This window comes from Bacillus cereus group sp. MYBK108-1 (assembly GCF_051917185.1).
Classification (GTDB): Bacteria; Bacillota; Bacilli; order Bacillales; family Bacillaceae_G; genus Bacillus_A; species Bacillus_A cereus.
This window is the reverse complement of the sequence record NZ_JBQAHZ010000002.1, coordinates 139,621-157,053: the sequence shown is the minus strand read 5'-3', so window position 1 is coordinate 157,053 and position 17,433 is coordinate 139,621. Positions and strand designations below refer to the sequence as shown.

Sequence of the window (17,433 nt, the reverse complement as noted above, 5' to 3'; positions counted from 1 at the left end):
GGTGCTAATTAAATGTTAGGTTTACCGTATGGGAAAGTGTTTTTAGTGCCGTGGATTGAAGAATGGGAAATTGAGTTTATGAAAGAGAAACAAATCATTGAGGAACAAATTGGCGAACATATTTTAGCGATGCACCATATTGGTAGTACTTCTATTCCATATTTAAGTGCAAAGCCAATTATTGATATAGCAATTGAATTAGAAAATTATACGGACGGTATACATTGTATTAAAAAGTTAGAACTACTAAACTATAAATATAGAAAAGAAGTATTACCCGAAAGATACTATTTTAATAAAGGTGAACCAAGAACTCATCAAATTCATATGTATGAACAAGGGAATACATATTTAATAGAACAATTACAATTTCGTGATTACTTAATAGACAATAAGACTGCTCGTATACAGTATGAACAGTTGAAGATTCAACTTTCAAAAGCTAATCCTAATGATAAACATCAATATGCAGAGGATAAAACAAATTTCATTAAATCCGTATTAGCGAAATTAAATGTTTAAATTAAATAAGAAACCATTTAGCAGTAAATGGTTTCTTATTTATTAGTTATCTCATTATTTATAATCAAATTTTTAATTATACAGCAGGTGGAACGAAATAAAATAGTATCGAGAGCATCAATATAAAAGAAACCATTCCCGTTATCGAAAGTATATATTCTTTTGATTTTCTATCATATTTCCATTCCATCCATGCTCTTAAAGTCCATGATATCCCTAAATAAGTGAACATGACATGAGCCATTTTAGCGTTTTCAAATTTAAACATATAATAACAACTACTTATTACATAAATAATAATAAGACCTATTTCTAATTTTACATGTAAACTATTCACATGCTTATATCCAAAGAAGCCTCTTTTCTCCATATTTAATTTTCTTCTTAAAAACTGTTCTAAAAAGTAACCACCTATACCCAGTCCAATAATAATAATTAAAATTGTAGAGGTATCCATTGTTATCCCTCCAATTACTTTATATATTTTTAGAAACAAAGTGGACTATATTATGGTTATTCTCTTCTAAATAACTTACAATTCCTTCAGGATATGTTGGCTTCTCCTTTAATTCCTCTATGCTCATCCATATTAATATAATATTCTCATGTTCTTTATGCCTTATTTCATTTGTAACCATCTCTTGAACAGTTCCCCAATGTATCAATGTACAATGATGTCCTTTTTCGTTGTTCCACTCGAAAATATGCTCATTTACAACAGCTAGCTCTTGGACATCAATTTTCAAATCGTATTCTTCCATTAATTCTCGTATTATCGCTTCTTTTGCAGGTTCCCCAAATTCAATAGAGCCTCCTGGAAAACGATAAAATGTTTCACTTAAATCACATTGTACTAGTACTTTAGAATGATCTTTATTTACAATCATTGCTTCAGCACGTAATTTAGGCATTTTCATTTTGTCTCCCCATTCATTCCATATATAATTAAATCCAATATCTATAAAAGAAAAGATTAAGCATAATTCCTGTTATTATTAATAACGGAACCGTTCCTAAAGAAATGACATATTCCCTCGATTCTTTATCAAATTTCCATTCCATATATGATTGAAAGCAGTATAAGGTTATTAAAAATAAAATGGGTAAATTACTAATATAAATAGGATTTAAAGTAGCACATATCAGCGTAACAATTATATAAGAAACGATAAGAGCCCTAGTGCCCCATTTATGAGCGTTGTTTACATATTTACTATTCCAGTCTGTTTGTTTCGGTATATTTAATTTTTTTCTCACTACTTTTTCCAAAACAACTAAGAATATGATCCATACTATTAATAAAATTCCTTTAACTAAAAACAGTGATGTCTCCTCCTTTACTTTTTATCTGGCTGATCACTCGGATAAGTAGCTTTTCCTTTATTATCAATGTCCCAACTAATAATCGTCGCACTATCTCTTCCTAATTGCAGGTGAACGTGTTCTAAAACATTATGGATATTTACTTTAAGTACGTTATTATTTCTATTCATATCACTATACAGATTTACAGGAGTTTCATACCGACGTTCCCCGCATTCTAATACTCCATCTGTCACCATTACAATTCGATTCTTTCCATTACGTAATTCACGAATGCCTGTTGAATAACAAGGAACAGGTAAATCAAATGTGTTTACATTTCCAATCCATTCGTAAAAATGACGTTGATTTAATGCATATTGTCCTAACTTATGTAACTCTTCATGAAATACATAAACTAAACAGTCTCCAATAGATAGCCACCATATATAATTTTCTTTTCTTACACATAGTAAGCAAGCTGTTTCACCTTTAATTCTTTGACACTTTTCCTTAAATGAAGAAGATTGAAAGATAGTAAGAATATGATTTTCAATAGATCGAAATACTATATCAATTGATTCATTCATCATTTCTTTTATATTTTCATATTCTTTTTGAATTGTATTTACTACTAAATCAACACTTTCTGCACTATTATGTCCATCTAATATAGCTGCAAATTCCCAATCACCATTTGACCAAACTAACGCACCATCTTCGTTCTTTTTTGCTCCAGCACTTATATTCCCACCATATGTACCGAGCACGATGTCACCATATTGTTTTACTGAAACTTCGTCTAAACACATTTCACTACTTCCAACCCATGAATGTTGTCTATTATTTGTTGTATGCATATTCACTCACCATATACTTTCGTAATCTTTCGCATAGTTTTTTGATTTTTCCTGCGTCACCATAAGGCGCACCGTTCCATTTCGCTACTTCAGTCGGTGACCAAAACTCTTTTGGTGTATTTTCATAACGCGGTATGATGTGCATATGCATATGTGGTACACCATTTCCTGAAACAAAAGTGTAAATATGTTCCGCACCTTCACTTGCTTTTAGCGCTTTACTTACTCTACTTGTTATAAGTCCGAATGCTTTCGCTTCTTCATCTGTTAGTTCAGCAAGGCCAGGGACATGTCCAACGTAAACGAGTTCATCTTCGTAAATAGCTCCACCTGGAACTATAATATTTCCTTTATGTTTTTCGCAAATGAAACAGTTTTGTTCTATTTGATTGTTTGTTGACATATCCATCACCTTCCTTTTCATATATAATAGCACAAAAAAAGGAAAAACAGGTTTCGTATTCCGAATTTTCATTCTTTTGATACAACAATTTTTGAAATGAATTTACATCTCATTATTTCTTCAAAAACGCAATCCCAATTATAATCCCAATCACAATTCCGATTACTAAATTATTTGTAAAGTGCCCTTGAAATACACCGATTACAACCCCTATACCGACACCTATTGCCAAAGCATCATTTCTTTTTTTATTTTTAGCCAAAATTACATCTCCTCCCACCATTTCTCCCTAAATAACATACATTTACTTGAATGTATTAATATACGCACTATTTTGATTGAATATTTCAAAAAAAATGCGCTTTAACTTCACATATAATATTTTCCATTTTCTGTACATACTCCTTTTATATTGAAAAATTTTCAAGTAACTATTAATTATACATAGGCATTTTACTATAAGAAAAATCCGTAATTTATTGAAAGAGTAACAATTCAAATGTATCCTCATTGGAATCCAAATATAAATTAACAGTATGTTTATTCCCCCATCCCGTAAGGAATACATTGCATCATGATTCACAATATATGATGCAACGTATCGCAAGTCTTGAAAATCAATTAACTAAATTAATCTCATTAATCGAGGAAAATAATCAATTAATTAAATCAATCAATGGAACAACAAAAAACCAAGTTTGTGCACCAGCTGGAGGTTCTGTTATCGTTCGTATGTAATCTGGATGCAATAAAAAACACACTTTGTATTATAAAAGTGTGTTTTTTGGTCATTATTTTCTTTTCGTATGGAACCCTTGTGTAATTCGATCTAATATAATTGCGATCACTACGATAGCTAATCCAGCTTCAAATCCCATTCCGATATTAACTTGTGTTACAGAGCGATATACATCAACTCCAAGTCCTGGAGCTCCTACAAGTGATGCTGTTACAACCATCGATAACGAAAGCATAATGCTTTGGTTCACACCAGCCATAATCGTTCCGGTTGCAAGTGGTAATTGTACTTTAAATAGTTTTTGTGATGCCGTGGATCCAAATGCATTTGCTGCTTCAATTAAATCTTCTGGAACTTGTCTAATTCCTAAGTCAGTAAAACGAATTGTCGGTGGCATTGCAAAGATTACTGATGCAATAATTCCAGGTACTACACCTACTCCGAAAAATGTAATCGCTGGAATAAGGTATACGAATGCAGGCATTGTTTGCATAAAATCTAATGTTGGTTTTAAAAATTTTGAGAAACGTTCATTTTGAGATGCTAATATACCAATTGGAATTCCGACAATAATTGAAATAATAACAGACGTAAGTACGAGTGCTAATGTTTGCATCGTTTGTGCCCAGTAGTTAATATTCAAAATGAATAATAATCCAATAAGCGTAAAAATGACTAAAGATAATTTCCTCGTTGTGTACCAAATGAAGAAACACAAGATAATAATCATCAATATGGCAGGTATTATTGTTAAAAAATTAGTGAGTAAATCAACGAATCCACCAATAATATAAGAGAACCCTCGGAATAAGCCTTCAAAGTGCTCATATAAACTTGCAACAAATGAGTCGACCCATTCCCCTAATGGAATACGTGGTATACTATTCATCGTCTTTCACCTCTTCCTCAATGTTTCCTGCAAGAGCTTGAATGACACTTTCACGTTTAATAATTCCTCTTAGCCTTTTCTTCTCATCGATTACGGGTAACGGATATTTCATCTCTGCCATTTTTGCATATGTCTCTTCCAGTAAAGTATCCAAATACACATGCGGAATATCATTAAGTAATAAATCAGCAATCGGCCACTGTTTTTGTACTGCTTTACTAGCATCATCCGCAGTTAATATACCTAAAAACTCATACTTTTTGTTTACAACATATACAGTTGAGACGCCTGCATTCCTCATAATTTGAAGAGCCACACGAGGTCCACGATCAATTAATAAAGTTTCTGGTCGTTTTAAAATAGACTCAGCCGTAATTACTTTTCCTAAATTCACGTCCGCAACAAACTTTTCTACAAATTCATTTGCGGGGCTCATCATAATTTCTTCTGGCGTTCCAATTTGGACGATTTCTCCATCTTTCATTAATGCAATACGATCTCCAATTCGAAGCGCTTCATCTAAATCATGCGTAATAAATATAATCGTTTTTTCCATTTTATCTTGTAACTCTAACAATTCATCTTGCATTTCTTTTCGAATAAGTGGATCTAATGCACTAAATGACTCGTCCATTAGTAATACATCTGGATTATTCGTTAGTGCCCTTGCGATTCCAACGCGCTGCTGCATACCACCACTAAGTTGACTTGGATAATTATCTTTATGATGATCGAGTCCTACTAACTGTAGCGATTCTAACGCTTTTTTCTCTCGCTCTTCAACCGGAACTCCTTGTATTTCTAAACCATATGCAACATTTTGTATAACTGTACGATGCGGAAATAGAGCAAATTTCTGAAATACCATACTCATTTTCGTTCTTCTTACTCTCCGTAACTCTTCTTTTCCCATCGTTGCGATGTCTTCACCATCTATGTATATATGACCTGCAGTTGGTTTAATCAATTGATTTAACATACGAACTAGCGTAGATTTCCCGCTGCCAGACAAACCCATAATAACGAAAATCTCTCCAGAGTAAACTTCAAACGTTGCTTTTTTCACCCCAACGTTCATTCCTGTCTCTTTTAAAATTTCCGATTTACTTTTTCCTTCTTTTAATAAGGAAAGGGCTCTTTGCGGATGTTTCCCGAATACTTTTGTTACGTTTTCAACACGCACCTTTGTATTATCCATGTCACTACTCCTTTTCTACCCATCTATTCACATAGTGTTGCGATTTTACAAAGAAATATTACATAAAAATGACATTCATAAGATTTCTTTAAAATTCTCGTTTCCGTTCATAATAAGAATGCTTACTTATACATTTATTTTATAAGGCAAACGTTACTTAGGAGGTTTTCGATGCGAAAGAAAATTTGGTTTATATGCCTTGCATTATTTATTACTATGATTTTCACTTCATGTAATGCAACAAATGCAAATTCGAAAGGAAAAATTAAACTTGGTGTAACAAGTTGGAAAGAAAATATTGCAACTGCAAACATGTGGAAAGTTTTATTAGAAGAAAAAGGCTACAAAGTTGAGCTCATGTATTTAGAAAAAGCCGCAATTTGGACTGGTGTCGCTCGTGGCGATGTTGATGCGAATTTAGAAGTATGGCTACCAGTTACAGATAAACCGCTAAACGATCGTTATAAAGATGATATTGTCTTAAAATCAAAATGGTACGAAGGTACTGGACTAGGTTTAGTCGTCCCTTCTTATATGAAAAACATAAACAGTATCGAAGATTTAAATGCTCATAAAGATGAACTAGATAATAAAATTGTCGGTATCGAACCCGGTAGTAGTCTTATGAATTTAACGAATAAAGCAATGAAAGAATATGATATAAAACTAAAACTTGTCCAATCTTCTGAAGCTGCGATGATGAGTGAACTAAAGAAAGCATATACAAAAAAGAAACCAATCGCTGTTACGCTTTGGAATCCGCATTGGGGTTTTTCAGAATTTGACTTAAAATATTTAAAAGACCCTAAGAAAGTATATGGTGAAAAAGATGACATTTATTACTCCGTTCGTAAAGGTTTCGAAAAAGATCACCCGGATATCATAAAATACTTTGATAAATGGAAAATGAACGATGAGCAGCTTGGTACATTAATGGTCGAGTTAAATAAAACGAAAGATCCCGAAGAAGCGGCACGAAAATGGATTAAGAACAATCAAGCGCTAGTTGATGAATGGGTAAAGGATTAATAAAAAGGCTAGAGAATTAACATATCCTCTAGCCTTTTTCATCTTATTTTTTCGTAACAACATCATCTACAATCCCATATACCTTCGCTTCTTCTGCAGTCATAAAATAATCTCTTTCTGTATCATGTGCTACTCTTTCAATCGGTTGGCCTGTTTTTTCTGCAATCATTTTATTAATATCATGCTTTAACTTTAATATTCTCTTCGCAGTTATTTCAATTTCTGTTGCTTGCCCTTGTGCACCACCAAGCGGCTGATGAATCATAATTTCACTGTTAGGGAGCGCAAACCGTTTTCCTTTTGCTCCAGATAATAATAGCAATGCACCAAATGATGCCGCAAAGCCCATGCACAGCGTTTGCACATCTGGTTTAATTAAATTCATCGTATCTAATATTGCAAAACCTGCTGTCGTTGAACCTCCTGGGCTATTGATGTATAAATATATATCTTTTTCTGCATCTTCTGCTTCTAAAAATAATAATTGCGCTACGACACTACTCGCTACTTGATCGTTAATTTCTGATCCGATAATAATAATGCGGTCTTTTAATAACCTTGAATATATATCATAGGAACGTTCTCCTAATTTTGTTTGTTCTACTACATATGGAATTGTATTCATTTTAAATTCCTCCAATACTTGTTATGCTGCGCAAAGCATACAACTGTAGGAAGAAGGGTTTTTCACATTAAATAATAACACTGGCTGTTTAGATGGTAACTTAGTAAAATCTATTGTCGGAAGAAGTTTCGTTAACAATTCTGGTCTTTCCTCACGAATAGATGTTACAACAACTTCAATATCCTCTGTGAATTCGACTATCTCAATCCCTTCTTCACTTACAGTTTTCAGCCTATTTCTACTCCGAAATAAAGAAGCCTTTACTGCACCTTCTGATACAGAACACACTTTAGCAATATCAGCGATACTATATTGAAAAACATCTTTTAATAATAAAATTGCGGATTGCTGTACATTTAATGAAGACAATACTTTCCCTACCATTTCATGCAAATCTGCAATGTTCTCATGTGGTTCTTCAAAAGTGATTTGTTCTCTTATTTTTTCATGAACAGACTTAGACTTTATCTGATCTAACCAACGATTTCTTGCTATTTTATAGACGAGTGTCATACAAATATCTTTATTTCTATATTTTTGAAGCACTTTACACACTGTTTCTTGGGCGAGATCTTCCCCATCCCATTTGTTTTTCGTTAAAAAAGTACAGTATCTTTTTAACTCTCCATATTGTTCAATTAAAAAGTTTATATTTGAATGATTCATATCGATATGGTTCTTTAAAACATGAGTTACTTTTGTGCACAAAATAACCACTCCTTTTCAGCGCTTACTTAATAAACGATTCAACATTAAAAAAAGTTACGGGGATATAAAAAAATAATGTTTATGTTCAATAATTCGCGGTCATAAATATGTTATGTACAATTTTACGTGAGGAGGAACAAATTTGCCAAAATTAACAATTGAAGGTGCGGGAACTTTTGATGTGAAAGAAGGAACAAAGTTAGTATTAGCAATTGAAGATAGCGGTGTCAACATTCTTCATCGTTGCGGCGGGAATGCACGTTGCACAACTTGTAGAGTAGAAATACTAGCAGGTGATTTCTGTGAAGCGAGTGCGAATGAGAAACATGCAATGACGGAAAAAGGGATTGAAGATCATTTACGATTATCTTGTCAAATGCGTGTACATAAAGATATAGTCGTTCGTCCGGTACTTACAGTTGAAAATTCAGGTCTTGATGCTGGACCGCGTCCAGCGGAGTAAAGCGATGAATTTAAAACAGCTCGCTGGCGAATATGCCGCTAACTTTGTAAATGATGGCATGAAGATTGGGCTTGGTACAGGTTCTACTGTATATTGGACAATACAAAAATTAGGTGAGCGTGTAAAAGAAGGATTATCATTTCAAGCTGTACCGACATCAAAGGAAACTGAAGCATTAGCACATCAACTAAATATCCCCCTAATTTCGTTAAACGACGTACAAAGTCTTGATCTTACAATTGATGGAGCGGATGAAATTGATTCAAATTTACAACTTATAAAAGGCGGTGGCGGTGCATTACTTCGTGAAAAAATCGTTGCCTCTTCCTCTAAAGAACTAATTATCATTGCTGATGAATCGAAACTTGTAACACATTTAGGTACTTTTCCATTACCTATTGAAATCATCCCTTTTTCATGGAAACAAACCGAAAATAAAATTCAGTCTTTAGGATGTCAAACAACATTACGTTTGAAAAACAATGAAACCTATATAACCGATAACAATAACATGATTATCGATTGTATATTCCCTAATCATATTTCTAATCCTGCCCATTTACACACTCAATTAAAAATGATTACTGGTGTAGTTGAAACAGGGTTGTTTATAAGTATGACGAGTACAGCAATTATTGGTACTAAAAATGGGATAAAGGAATTGTAATAAAAGCTAACTTTTTAAAGTTGGCTTTTTAGTATGTTCTTCTCTTTATAGCGCATTATTATGATATACTATGAAAACACAAGCTGATTACATTAGAAAGGACTGAACATTTTGCAATCCAAACTTATAACAGAACTTACTGATTTAGAAACTGCCTTTCATATTCGAAAAGAAGTATTTGTAAAAGAACAAGGTGTCCCTCTTGCAGATGAATTCGATACATTCGATGAAATCGGAGAGCAATGTAAACATATTTTAGTTTATTATCATGAGCTTCCTGTAGGTACAGGGCGTATACGATTTGTTGATGGCGTCGGAAAATTAGAACGTATTTGCATTTTAAAAGATTATCGTACATACGGATTAGGTAAAGTCATCATTCAAACGTTAGAAGAAATTGCTCGTAACGAACAAGCTACAAAAGTGAAACTACACGGGCAAACACAAGCTGAAGGATTTTATAAAAAATTAGGTTATGAAACTTCTTCTGATATATTTATGGAAGATGGCATTCCGCATATACTTATGACGAAAGTGTTATCATAATAAAAAGGGTAGTATATGAATCTTATGTATTCATACACTACCCTTTTTTATTAATAGAAAAGTGAATTCTCAAGATTCCCTTTTTCATCAAAGCCCATCATCTCTTAGTCCATACCTAGGTAAAGCTTACACTGTTTTCCATAATGATAATGCATAAATCCAGTTCGGATCACCATTTCCTTGATAACTCTGGACTGCTTCATATACTTTTCCTTCGTGTAGAACTCTATCTCCCTTTTTATATGCTTTTTTTGCATCCCACGCTTCATATGAAGCGCTTTCAGTTTTTGTAGTAATTGTGAGTATATCACTCTGTACGGATTCATTTCCAGCTACATCAACAGCTTTTACTACATATTTATAAGTAGTATTAGCGAGCAGATTTTTATCCAAATAAGAAGTTGTATTGGATGTTGCAATCTTTTTCATTGCCCCTTCTGTTTCTCTATAAATATCATAATGGTCTACACCAATATTATCGTCAGATGGACTCCACATTAAATCCACACTTGACGCTGTTGTTCCCATACTATGTAATCCTTTTGGTTGTGTTGGTGCTTCTGTATCAGGAGTCTCAACTGTCGTTTTTACTGTAAGCGCTGCACTTTCTTTCGATACATTTCCAGCTGCATCAATTGCTTTTACAGTATAAGAGTATTCTGTACTTGGTTGTAATTTCTTATCAATAAAATGAGTGCCTAGTACTGTATCAATCATCTCTCCGTTACGGAAGATTTGATATCCTTTTACCCCTACATTATCCGTAGAAGCGTTCCATGTTAGTTCTACACTATTCGCTGTTACTTTTTGCGTCTGAAGTCCATTTGGAATACTTGGCGCTTCTATGTCTGGTTTCACATCATTAATAAGATTAACATCAATTACATTATAGAATGCATTTGCTGTATCAGCTACATCCCATACTGCTAAAATCACATGATATCCACTACGATCAGTAGGTACATTGATTTTATGAGTTAAATTATTTGAAGCTGCAGAACCATCATGTTGTACTGTTCCAATTGGTTCAAAATCTGCTCTTGTTAGCGCTTTATTTGGATTCCATCCTTTTTTAGTAATATAGTAATGCCACTTACTCGTTAAGTGAGGCGCAGTATACTTCCAAGTAAATGTATTTTCCCCACCAGTGATTGTATTTTTAAACCAACGATTTGCTGTTTGTTGATCTAAAATACCACCAAATTTTCCGCCTGCTGAAGCAATTTGTCCATCTACTGGACCACCTTCTGGGAACCCTTTTGGAGCTTCTAAACTTTGTGGTTCATACATAACACTTCCACAGTTTACATTTAGCGCACCATAAGTTGAACTACATAAAGCGGATCGGCTACCGGGCTTTTCAACAAAACCGTGCGCATAAGCATTTTGAGGAATAAGTGTCGTACTAATAATTCCAGCTGTTAATGCTACAGCTCCTAAACTTTTTTTGTTCATTTTCATATTTTGTAGTTGTTTTAAAAATCGATTATTCATGTTCATGTCTCCTTCTTGTTATACTTTGTAGTGGAATGTGGGCTTTGATGTAAAAGAATAACAAGAGACAAACTTGTACCGATGTATGTGTTAATTATGCATACACCGCAGTGAAATTATATTTTTCTTGTGAAATATTTCACTTTATGAATATATCATGACATAGAAATTACCTGAGTATGTGCAGAAGTTGTGCAGAAACAGTGAAATTATTACTAACATGTAAAACTAAGTCCTAACATTTTAAAATAAAATTCGAATATATTTATCTATCATCTTTACTTCATAATTGACAATACATTTAACTGGTTAACTTTTATTCTTATACTTATATCTCTCAGTGCCTTAGTTTTAACCATACTAGATATTAAAAATAAGAATTATAAAGTTAAATAAAAAGCATCCTATTTAGATGCTTTTCTAATGTATAATTTCATTTTTTCACTGACCTACAAATATAAAAATTTCATCAACAGCTTCCTTATATCCACCTGATTTTTGGAAAGATTTCTTCAAATTCAAAGCAACTTCTTTAAATGACGGATTATTTAATACCATTTCTACACTTTCACTTAGTTGATCCGCAGTTAATCCTTGCATTTGTAATTTTATTCCTGCTCCAAGACTCTCCACTTGCTTTGCGACTACTGGCTGATCTGCACTTTGCGGTATTACAACGAGCGGAATCCCGTTATACAGTCCTTCATGCGCACTGTTCATCCCGCCGTGTGTAATAAATAGTTTCGTATATGTAAGCAGCTCAGTTTGGGGTACATAGTTTTTCACAATGAAGTTTTTAGGAATTTCGCCTAGATCACTTATTTTTGTTTTACTACCAATAGACATAACAATTGTATGCTCACTATTCTCAAAGGCCTTCATACACAGTTTATAAAAGTCAATCGCTTCATTAAAAACAGTACCTAATGAAATATAAATCGGACTTTTTTCTTCAATTGAAGTAAAATCAACGTCTCTGTTTTTCATTTGTGCAGAGATAGATGGTCCTACAAATTTATATGTTTCATCAAACGTATCACCAAAAGGCTGGAACTCCTTAATTGTATATACAATAGTAAGGGGTGCAGGATTACAGAAAACTTCATACGATGATTTTATTTCAACACCATATTTTTCAGCAATTCCCTTCGTTAAGTTTTGAAAATCATTCTGTATTTTATCATAAATTTCTACTGGGATATTTTTTGATAGATGACCTAACATTTGCTCAAAGGATTTTTCATCCTGCGCAAAAGATGTGCATGAATTTATGGCTGGAAGTTTAAGGATTTAAGCAATTAAATGGCCACAGCCAAACATAGAATCATGAATTATGTAATCAAAATGTTCACCTTCAATTTGTTCTAAAACGCTAGGTATTACAATATCCGCTGTATGTAGAAGGCCATTTATTCTTTCCTGCAAATAATTTCTGCCTCCAGATAGAAACGTTTTTATAAATTTTTGATCATCAATCGTTCGTACAGTAGCACCTGTCTTCTCAATCCGCTCCCTGAAAGCTTCTATTGAAAAATAAACGACCTCTTCACCACGAGAAATCAATTCATCTACAACTTGTAAAGTTGGATTTATATGTCCTTCTGATCCAGCATTAATAAATAAAACACGCGCCATAATAAACACTCCTTACGTTAAATCATTTCTATGTTGGCAAGAGTACGGATTCTTTCCATACTCTTTTCCTAGCTGTTCGTATCATGTTCCTACTAAATTGACCTAGCGAGTCTAAAACCGAGATCATCTATATGAAATGTAGGATGGCTTCGACGACGACAAGTAGCGCCGCACCCTCTCGCTGTTTCAGCCCAACTACCACCACGAAAAATACGGTATGATCCGTACACTGTTTCATCATACAAATCATAACACCATTCCCAAACGTTCCCTAGCATATCATAAAGTCCCCATGCATTCGGTTCTTTTTGGCCAACGTCATGAATCTCTCCATTTGAATTTTCATTATACCACGCTATATCATGAAGTTTCCCGTATGTATATCCGGTTGTACTTGCTTTACATGCATATTGCCACTCCGCCTCAGATGGTAATCGGTAGCCATTTGAATCTAAATTACATTTCACAATTTGACCACCATCACTAATAGAATAATATTCTTTTAATCCCGCTTTTTTTGAAAGTACATTACAAAACGCAATGGCATCGTTCCATGAAATATTGACAACTGGTTTATGATTTTTATCAAAATTATTTAATGTACTATTTGTAATAGCATCATATAGTTCCATTGTTACAGCATACTTTGCAAGAAGAAATGGTTGAATTTGTACTAGCCATTCTTTTTTTATTCGATCATCTGTTAATACTACCTCTCCAGCTGGAATATTGACCATTAATGAATCGATTAGTTGAATTAAATCGTTAGTCATTTTCTATTCCTCCAAACGTTCATTTTATATGAACTTAAAGTCATATACTCATTACAAAATACAATTTTCAAAAAGCGTTAAATTTTTCATAATAAAAACCGATTAGTTTAATTAAACTAATCGGTAAGATCCAAAAAGAATTGTTGTGTCACATTCTATTATTATATGTGCTCTAAAAATTTCCGAACCTCATTTGGAGATTTTAAAACAATAACCTTTTTCTCTTCCGGCAATTGCTCTAACCCTTTTAAAATTGTAGGTCGTTTAGCATTAGGATATTCCCATATCCATTTAAAAAATTGCAAATCAAATCTTTCTTCACATCCCGCGCCCATATCTGGTCTTATTTTATTCCGGTATTTTACAATTCTTTTAAAAGCACGATAAATACAAATTGTTCTATGAATATCAAGGAAGATAATTGTATCAGCTGCATTCAGTCTTATACCCATCGTCCCACCATAATTCCCATCAATAATCCACTTCTCATCTTTAATTAAGTTATTTTGAACTGCTATTTGTTCTTCTCTCGGAACACCTTCCCAATTCGGTTTCCAAAATAATGCATCAAGATGATGCACCTTAATATTTAATTTATTCCCTAACTGCCTTGGTAATGTAGATTTTCCTGAACCACCAGAACCAATTAATATTATTTTTTTCATACCTTTACGATACCTTCTATAACTTCTTCAATAGCTTCCTTATTAGCGAAAATCCAGGAGAACATTTCTTCATTTAACTTTAATAAATCTGGTAACTGGACAAAATAAGCAATAAAGATAATTTGAATTGAAAGCATAACATACCAAATGGCTTTTAGTTCTTCTTTCGTTAAATCATTTTGTTTATAATAACCTTCAAAGACTTTGCTAACGATATGTAACCATTTCCCTCTTAATCTTTCATCACTAAATAGCTCGCTTAATATACTTGTACAACAATAACATAAATCAAATATTTTTACATTATTTTCTAAAATCTCAAAATCTATAAACCCTTCCAGTTTATCATCTTTAAAGATTACATTTGATAGATGCATATCACGATGAATAATTTGTCTCGGTAATGGATGGACTGTTTCCTTGAAAGCTGCGTGCATTCGCTCCATCTTTTGAATTACCTCTCGATGAACATACTCATTCTTTTCTAAAATCGGTATAGCCCATTCAAATACCATCCTATATAAATCTCTTTTTATTAACTCATGGTCACTATTCACCGAATGTAATGCTTTGTGCAGATTAGCTATTTCTTCTCCAATTGTACTTGCTAGCCTTTCCAGCTTATTCGTATCTTTTATTTCTAAAACACTTCCGGCAACATACTCATATAAGCAATAATATTTTTCTTTATATAATACATATTGTTCATCATTTTCTGTCTTTACTACTCTCTGTACTTTAATTCCCTTTTCATACAGTTGCTTCAAAACATCGAATTCAACTAGAAGTTGCTTTATTGATCCTGTTTTCTTTAAAATATACTCTTTATTCTTGCATATAACCTTCGCTACTTTTTGTTGAATTACAGTAGCTGTGACATGTTCATTTTGAAACCAAAACTTTGCAATTTCCAGTGCTTGTTCCATTTACAAATACCCCTTTTACAATTCTTATGTCTTCCGAAAAATAACCTCACACAGTACTCCCACTCCAACACCAATTGTATAAGCAACTAAATCACTCCACAAAAATCCGTACCCTAACACAAGTCCACCTAAAGTCGTTGCACGAATATTATCTATCCATTCCGCATGATACAATTGGCTCACTTCAATCCCGTAGCAAAACATTAAACTAATAAAAGCCAACTTCTTCGTCTCTGTTTTAGGAAACAAAAATCCAAAGCCAGTGAAAATCATTAATGCCCATAAAGCATCGCCTAAGTAATCATTTAATAGATGTGGTAGTGCAAAAGCAAACTTTCTTGAGCTAAGACCTAAAATAATAATAACTATAGTAAATAGTGCATATACTACTCTATTTCGTTTCGTATTCATTTTAAAGTCCCCTAATATGTAATGTAAAACTGTAAATAGCTAGTAAAACAAAGTTATTTTACTAGCTATTTATTAGTTGCTTTAATGATAAGAAAATGTGGATTCGTATTTAGATAATAATATGATTTTTCGTCTACTTCTTTCATTTTTTCAATTGCCTTCGGTTCTACTATCTCTTCTAATACAAAATAATTTGTAGTTTCATTTAGTATGTCTTGTAATGATCTTCTAAAAAACTTGACTTCAATAGTAATATTCGGTTTAACCCAAGTATCTATTAATAACTGTTTTTCAAAATAATTTTCACATGGAAACTTTGTGAAATCCATAAAAGGATGATGAATAGAATAAATAAGTTCCCCACCTGGCTTCAATACACGACGAAATTCTTGAAATACTTGATTCCAATTTTCTATATAATGAAGAGTTAATGAACTTACAATCACATCATATGTATTATCTTTAAATGGCAATGTTTCTTGCAGATCATGACAAAGGAACCTTGCTTCTTCTCCTATATTTTCTTTTGCTGCTTTTACCATTTCAGGACTTACATCAATTGCTGTAACATTTGCTCCTCTTTTTATGAATTGAGAAGTATACCATCCAGCTGCACATCCAGCATCTAGTATCTTTTTTCCTTCTAGTTCCTTTGGAATAAGCTCCATCATCGCCGGTCTTTCATAATAACTGTTATATGGATTTGCGAAATCTAGATTTTCTTTATATGTACTCGCTAATTTATCATACGTATCTTTAATCGAATCTTTCATTACACACACTCCTAATACATATTAATCCATTAACTCCTGCTGCTTTTTCTTTGAAAATGATTGTAGTACTAAATCATACGACCAATCAATCATTTTATTAATTTGCTCCTGCTCTATATCCTTATGAATATAAACAGTATTCCAATGTTTTTTATTCATATGATACCCTGGAATAATTGTTTCTGGATAATCTTCTCTTATTCTTAATGCGACTTCTGGATCACACTTCAATGTAATCGCAGCTTTTTCGCCTTCTTCATGATTTACTATCGCAAATATTTTATTATTAAGCCTCATACACGTTGCACTCCAGCCATCTGGAGAATCTTCTGTCGCTTTTCTTTTCGATAAACAGTACGCTCTTGTTGCATTCATTTTAATTGGCACCTCTTATTCTTTCCCTGTTTGATTACGATGCATCACAATTTGCTTCGTTGCTTGAAATTGCTGCTCACCGTAAAACTTTATTAGCTTCTCACCGCAAAATAGACTAACAATATCAATATGAGATATTTCTCGAAGTAATATTGTAAGCATTTTCTCTCCAATACCTTTATTTCTTACACTCTCATGTACGACAACATCTTCAATGTATGCTCGAAAAACACCATCAGAAACGACTCTAGTAAATCCAACTAATTCATTTTCTTCCCATACTCCAATGGCTATACTATTCTTTAACATTTTTTCAATATCGACTTCTTTTCTTTCTGGCCACCAACCGACAGAATCATAAAGCTTCTTTATTTTTTCTGCACAGATTGGTTGTTCTTGTTGCAATTTATACGTGTACATATGCTTCCTC

At 33.1% G+C, this 17,433-nt stretch carries 23 protein-coding genes and 2 pseudogenes; 6 read left to right on the top strand and 19 right to left on the bottom strand.

Features of this window, described 5'->3' with window-relative positions; all coding sequences use genetic code 11:
* The first annotated feature begins 12 nt into the window (after positions 1 to 12).
* Positions 13 to 522, top strand: coding sequence for a GrpB family protein (locus ACTFSL_RS05190; protein ID WP_440041300.1), 510 nt, complete (start codon positions 13 to 15; stop codon positions 520 to 522).
* Between the two features lie 76 nt (positions 523 to 598).
* Here the strand turns inward: ACTFSL_RS05190 and ACTFSL_RS05185 are convergent, their stop codons facing one another.
* From ACTFSL_RS05185 to ACTFSL_RS05160, 6 genes are all read right to left on the bottom strand, one after another.
* On the bottom strand, positions 599 to 979 hold the full coding sequence (locus ACTFSL_RS05185) for a DUF4181 domain-containing protein (protein WP_000381557.1): 381 nt from the start codon (positions 977 to 979) through the stop codon (positions 599 to 601).
* Positions 980 to 998: 19 nt separating this feature from the next.
* Positions 999 to 1,439, bottom strand: a complete 441-nt coding sequence (locus ACTFSL_RS05180; protein ID WP_440041298.1) for an NUDIX domain-containing protein — start codon at positions 1,437 to 1,439, stop codon at positions 999 to 1,001.
* A gap of 28 nt (positions 1,440 to 1,467) precedes the next feature.
* Positions 1,468 to 1,791: a DUF4181 domain-containing protein gene (locus ACTFSL_RS05175; RefSeq protein ID WP_002197847.1), complete on the bottom strand. Its 324-nt coding sequence runs from the start codon at positions 1,789 to 1,791 to the stop codon at positions 1,468 to 1,470.
* Between the two features lie 68 nt (positions 1,792 to 1,859).
* A complete protein-coding gene (locus ACTFSL_RS05170) occupies positions 1,860 to 2,684 on the bottom strand; it encodes a PP2C family serine/threonine-protein phosphatase (RefSeq protein ID WP_000557581.1) in 825 nt (274 codons plus the stop codon).
* Positions 2,668 to 3,108 carry an HIT family protein gene (locus tag ACTFSL_RS05165; protein ID WP_243821055.1) on the bottom strand — a complete coding sequence of 147 codons (441 nt, stop codon included), beginning with the start codon at positions 3,106 to 3,108 and terminating at the stop codon, positions 2,668 to 2,670. The genes ACTFSL_RS05170 and ACTFSL_RS05165 overlap by 17 nt, the downstream gene beginning before the upstream one ends.
* 91 nt (positions 3,109 to 3,199) lie before the next feature.
* Entirely contained in the window at positions 3,200 to 3,367 is a 168-nt protein-coding gene (locus tag ACTFSL_RS05160; protein WP_000508470.1) for a hypothetical protein, read from the bottom strand.
* Between the two features lie 219 nt (positions 3,368 to 3,586).
* Between ACTFSL_RS05160 and ACTFSL_RS05155 the strand changes: the two are divergent.
* Positions 3,587 to 3,825: pseudogene (locus ACTFSL_RS05155) on the top strand (hypothetical protein).
* Positions 3,826 to 3,878: 53 nt separating this feature from the next.
* On the opposite strand, the gene ACTFSL_RS05150 reads toward ACTFSL_RS05155, so the two are convergent.
* Together ACTFSL_RS05150 and ACTFSL_RS05145 are read right to left on the bottom strand one after the other, a co-directional pair.
* On the bottom strand, positions 3,879 to 4,715 hold the full coding sequence (locus ACTFSL_RS05150) for an ABC transporter permease (protein ID WP_001084759.1): 837 nt from the start codon (positions 4,713 to 4,715) through the stop codon (positions 3,879 to 3,881).
* The gene (locus ACTFSL_RS05145) at positions 4,708 to 5,913 is read right to left on the bottom strand and encodes a quaternary amine ABC transporter ATP-binding protein (protein WP_000370606.1); all 1,206 of its coding nucleotides are present in this window, start codon (positions 5,911 to 5,913) and stop codon (positions 4,708 to 4,710) included. The genes ACTFSL_RS05150 and ACTFSL_RS05145 overlap by 8 nt, the downstream gene beginning before the upstream one ends.
* A gap of 171 nt (positions 5,914 to 6,084) precedes the next feature.
* Between ACTFSL_RS05145 and ACTFSL_RS05140 the strand changes: the two genes are divergently transcribed.
* A complete protein-coding gene (locus ACTFSL_RS05140; RefSeq protein WP_001227613.1) occupies positions 6,085 to 6,942 on the top strand; it encodes a glycine betaine ABC transporter substrate-binding protein in 858 nt (285 codons plus the stop codon).
* Between the two features lie 43 nt (positions 6,943 to 6,985).
* Here ACTFSL_RS05140 and clpP read toward each other — a convergent pair whose 3' ends face one another.
* Positions 6,986 to 7,567 (bottom strand): ATP-dependent Clp endopeptidase proteolytic subunit ClpP, encoded by a 582-nt coding sequence (gene clpP, locus ACTFSL_RS05135; RefSeq protein ID WP_001092373.1) that lies wholly within the window; start codon positions 7,565 to 7,567, stop codon positions 6,986 to 6,988.
* A 21-nt stretch (positions 7,568 to 7,588) separates the two neighbouring features.
* Positions 7,589 to 8,275 carry an RNA polymerase subunit sigma-70 gene (locus ACTFSL_RS05130; protein WP_000337509.1) on the bottom strand — a complete coding sequence of 229 codons (687 nt, stop codon included), beginning with the start codon at positions 8,273 to 8,275 and terminating at the stop codon, positions 7,589 to 7,591.
* Between the two features lie 142 nt (positions 8,276 to 8,417).
* Between ACTFSL_RS05130 and ACTFSL_RS05125 the strand changes: the two genes are divergently transcribed.
* The 3 genes from ACTFSL_RS05125 (at position 8,418) to ACTFSL_RS05115 (ending at position 9,951) form a co-directional block, all read left to right on the top strand.
* Positions 8,418 to 8,738: a 2Fe-2S iron-sulfur cluster-binding protein gene (locus ACTFSL_RS05125; protein ID WP_001125388.1), complete on the top strand. Its 321-nt coding sequence runs from the start codon at positions 8,418 to 8,420 to the stop codon at positions 8,736 to 8,738.
* 4 nt (positions 8,739 to 8,742) lie between these two features.
* Positions 8,743 to 9,405 (top strand): ribose 5-phosphate isomerase A, encoded by a 663-nt coding sequence (gene rpiA, locus ACTFSL_RS05120; protein WP_440041295.1) that lies wholly within the window; start codon positions 8,743 to 8,745, stop codon positions 9,403 to 9,405.
* A gap of 111 nt (positions 9,406 to 9,516) precedes the next feature.
* Positions 9,517 to 9,951: a GNAT family N-acetyltransferase gene (locus tag ACTFSL_RS05115; protein WP_063536573.1), complete on the top strand. Its 435-nt coding sequence runs from the start codon at positions 9,517 to 9,519 to the stop codon at positions 9,949 to 9,951.
* A 126-nt stretch (positions 9,952 to 10,077) separates the two neighbouring features.
* Here ACTFSL_RS05115 and ACTFSL_RS05110 read toward each other — a convergent pair whose 3' ends face one another.
* The 9 genes and pseudogenes from ACTFSL_RS05110 to ACTFSL_RS05070 form a co-directional block, all read right to left on the bottom strand.
* Positions 10,078 to 11,445, bottom strand: a complete 1,368-nt coding sequence (locus ACTFSL_RS05110; protein WP_440041294.1) for a lytic polysaccharide monooxygenase — start codon at positions 11,443 to 11,445, stop codon at positions 10,078 to 10,080.
* A 441-nt stretch (positions 11,446 to 11,886) separates the two neighbouring features.
* Positions 11,887 to 13,080: pseudogene (locus ACTFSL_RS05105) on the bottom strand (macrolide family glycosyltransferase).
* 92 nt (positions 13,081 to 13,172) lie between these two features.
* Entirely contained in the window at positions 13,173 to 13,853 is a 681-nt protein-coding gene (locus tag ACTFSL_RS05100; RefSeq protein ID WP_088338683.1) for a formylglycine-generating enzyme family protein, read from the bottom strand.
* Between the two features lie 161 nt (positions 13,854 to 14,014).
* A complete protein-coding gene (locus ACTFSL_RS05095; protein ID WP_088338684.1) occupies positions 14,015 to 14,518 on the bottom strand; it encodes a DNA topology modulation protein in 504 nt (167 codons plus the stop codon).
* Positions 14,515 to 15,444 (bottom strand): phosphotransferase enzyme family protein, encoded by a 930-nt coding sequence (locus ACTFSL_RS05090; protein WP_000434081.1) that lies wholly within the window; start codon positions 15,442 to 15,444, stop codon positions 14,515 to 14,517. Before ACTFSL_RS05090 ends, ACTFSL_RS05095 begins: the two co-directional genes overlap by 4 nt.
* 24 nt (positions 15,445 to 15,468) lie before the next feature.
* A complete protein-coding gene (locus ACTFSL_RS05085) occupies positions 15,469 to 15,855 on the bottom strand; it encodes a DUF2809 domain-containing protein (protein WP_088338685.1) in 387 nt (128 codons plus the stop codon).
* A gap of 65 nt (positions 15,856 to 15,920) precedes the next feature.
* Positions 15,921 to 16,628: a class I SAM-dependent methyltransferase gene (locus tag ACTFSL_RS05080; RefSeq protein ID WP_440041291.1), complete on the bottom strand. Its 708-nt coding sequence runs from the start codon at positions 16,626 to 16,628 to the stop codon at positions 15,921 to 15,923.
* A 21-nt stretch (positions 16,629 to 16,649) separates the two neighbouring features.
* Complete coding sequence (locus tag ACTFSL_RS05075) at positions 16,650 to 17,003, bottom strand: MmcQ/YjbR family DNA-binding protein (protein WP_000994620.1); 354 nt, start codon at positions 17,001 to 17,003, stop codon at positions 16,650 to 16,652.
* Between the two features lie 15 nt (positions 17,004 to 17,018).
* A complete protein-coding gene (locus ACTFSL_RS05070) occupies positions 17,019 to 17,423 on the bottom strand; it encodes a GNAT family N-acetyltransferase (protein ID WP_440041289.1) in 405 nt (134 codons plus the stop codon).
* Between the last annotated feature and the right edge of the window lie 10 nt (positions 17,424 to 17,433).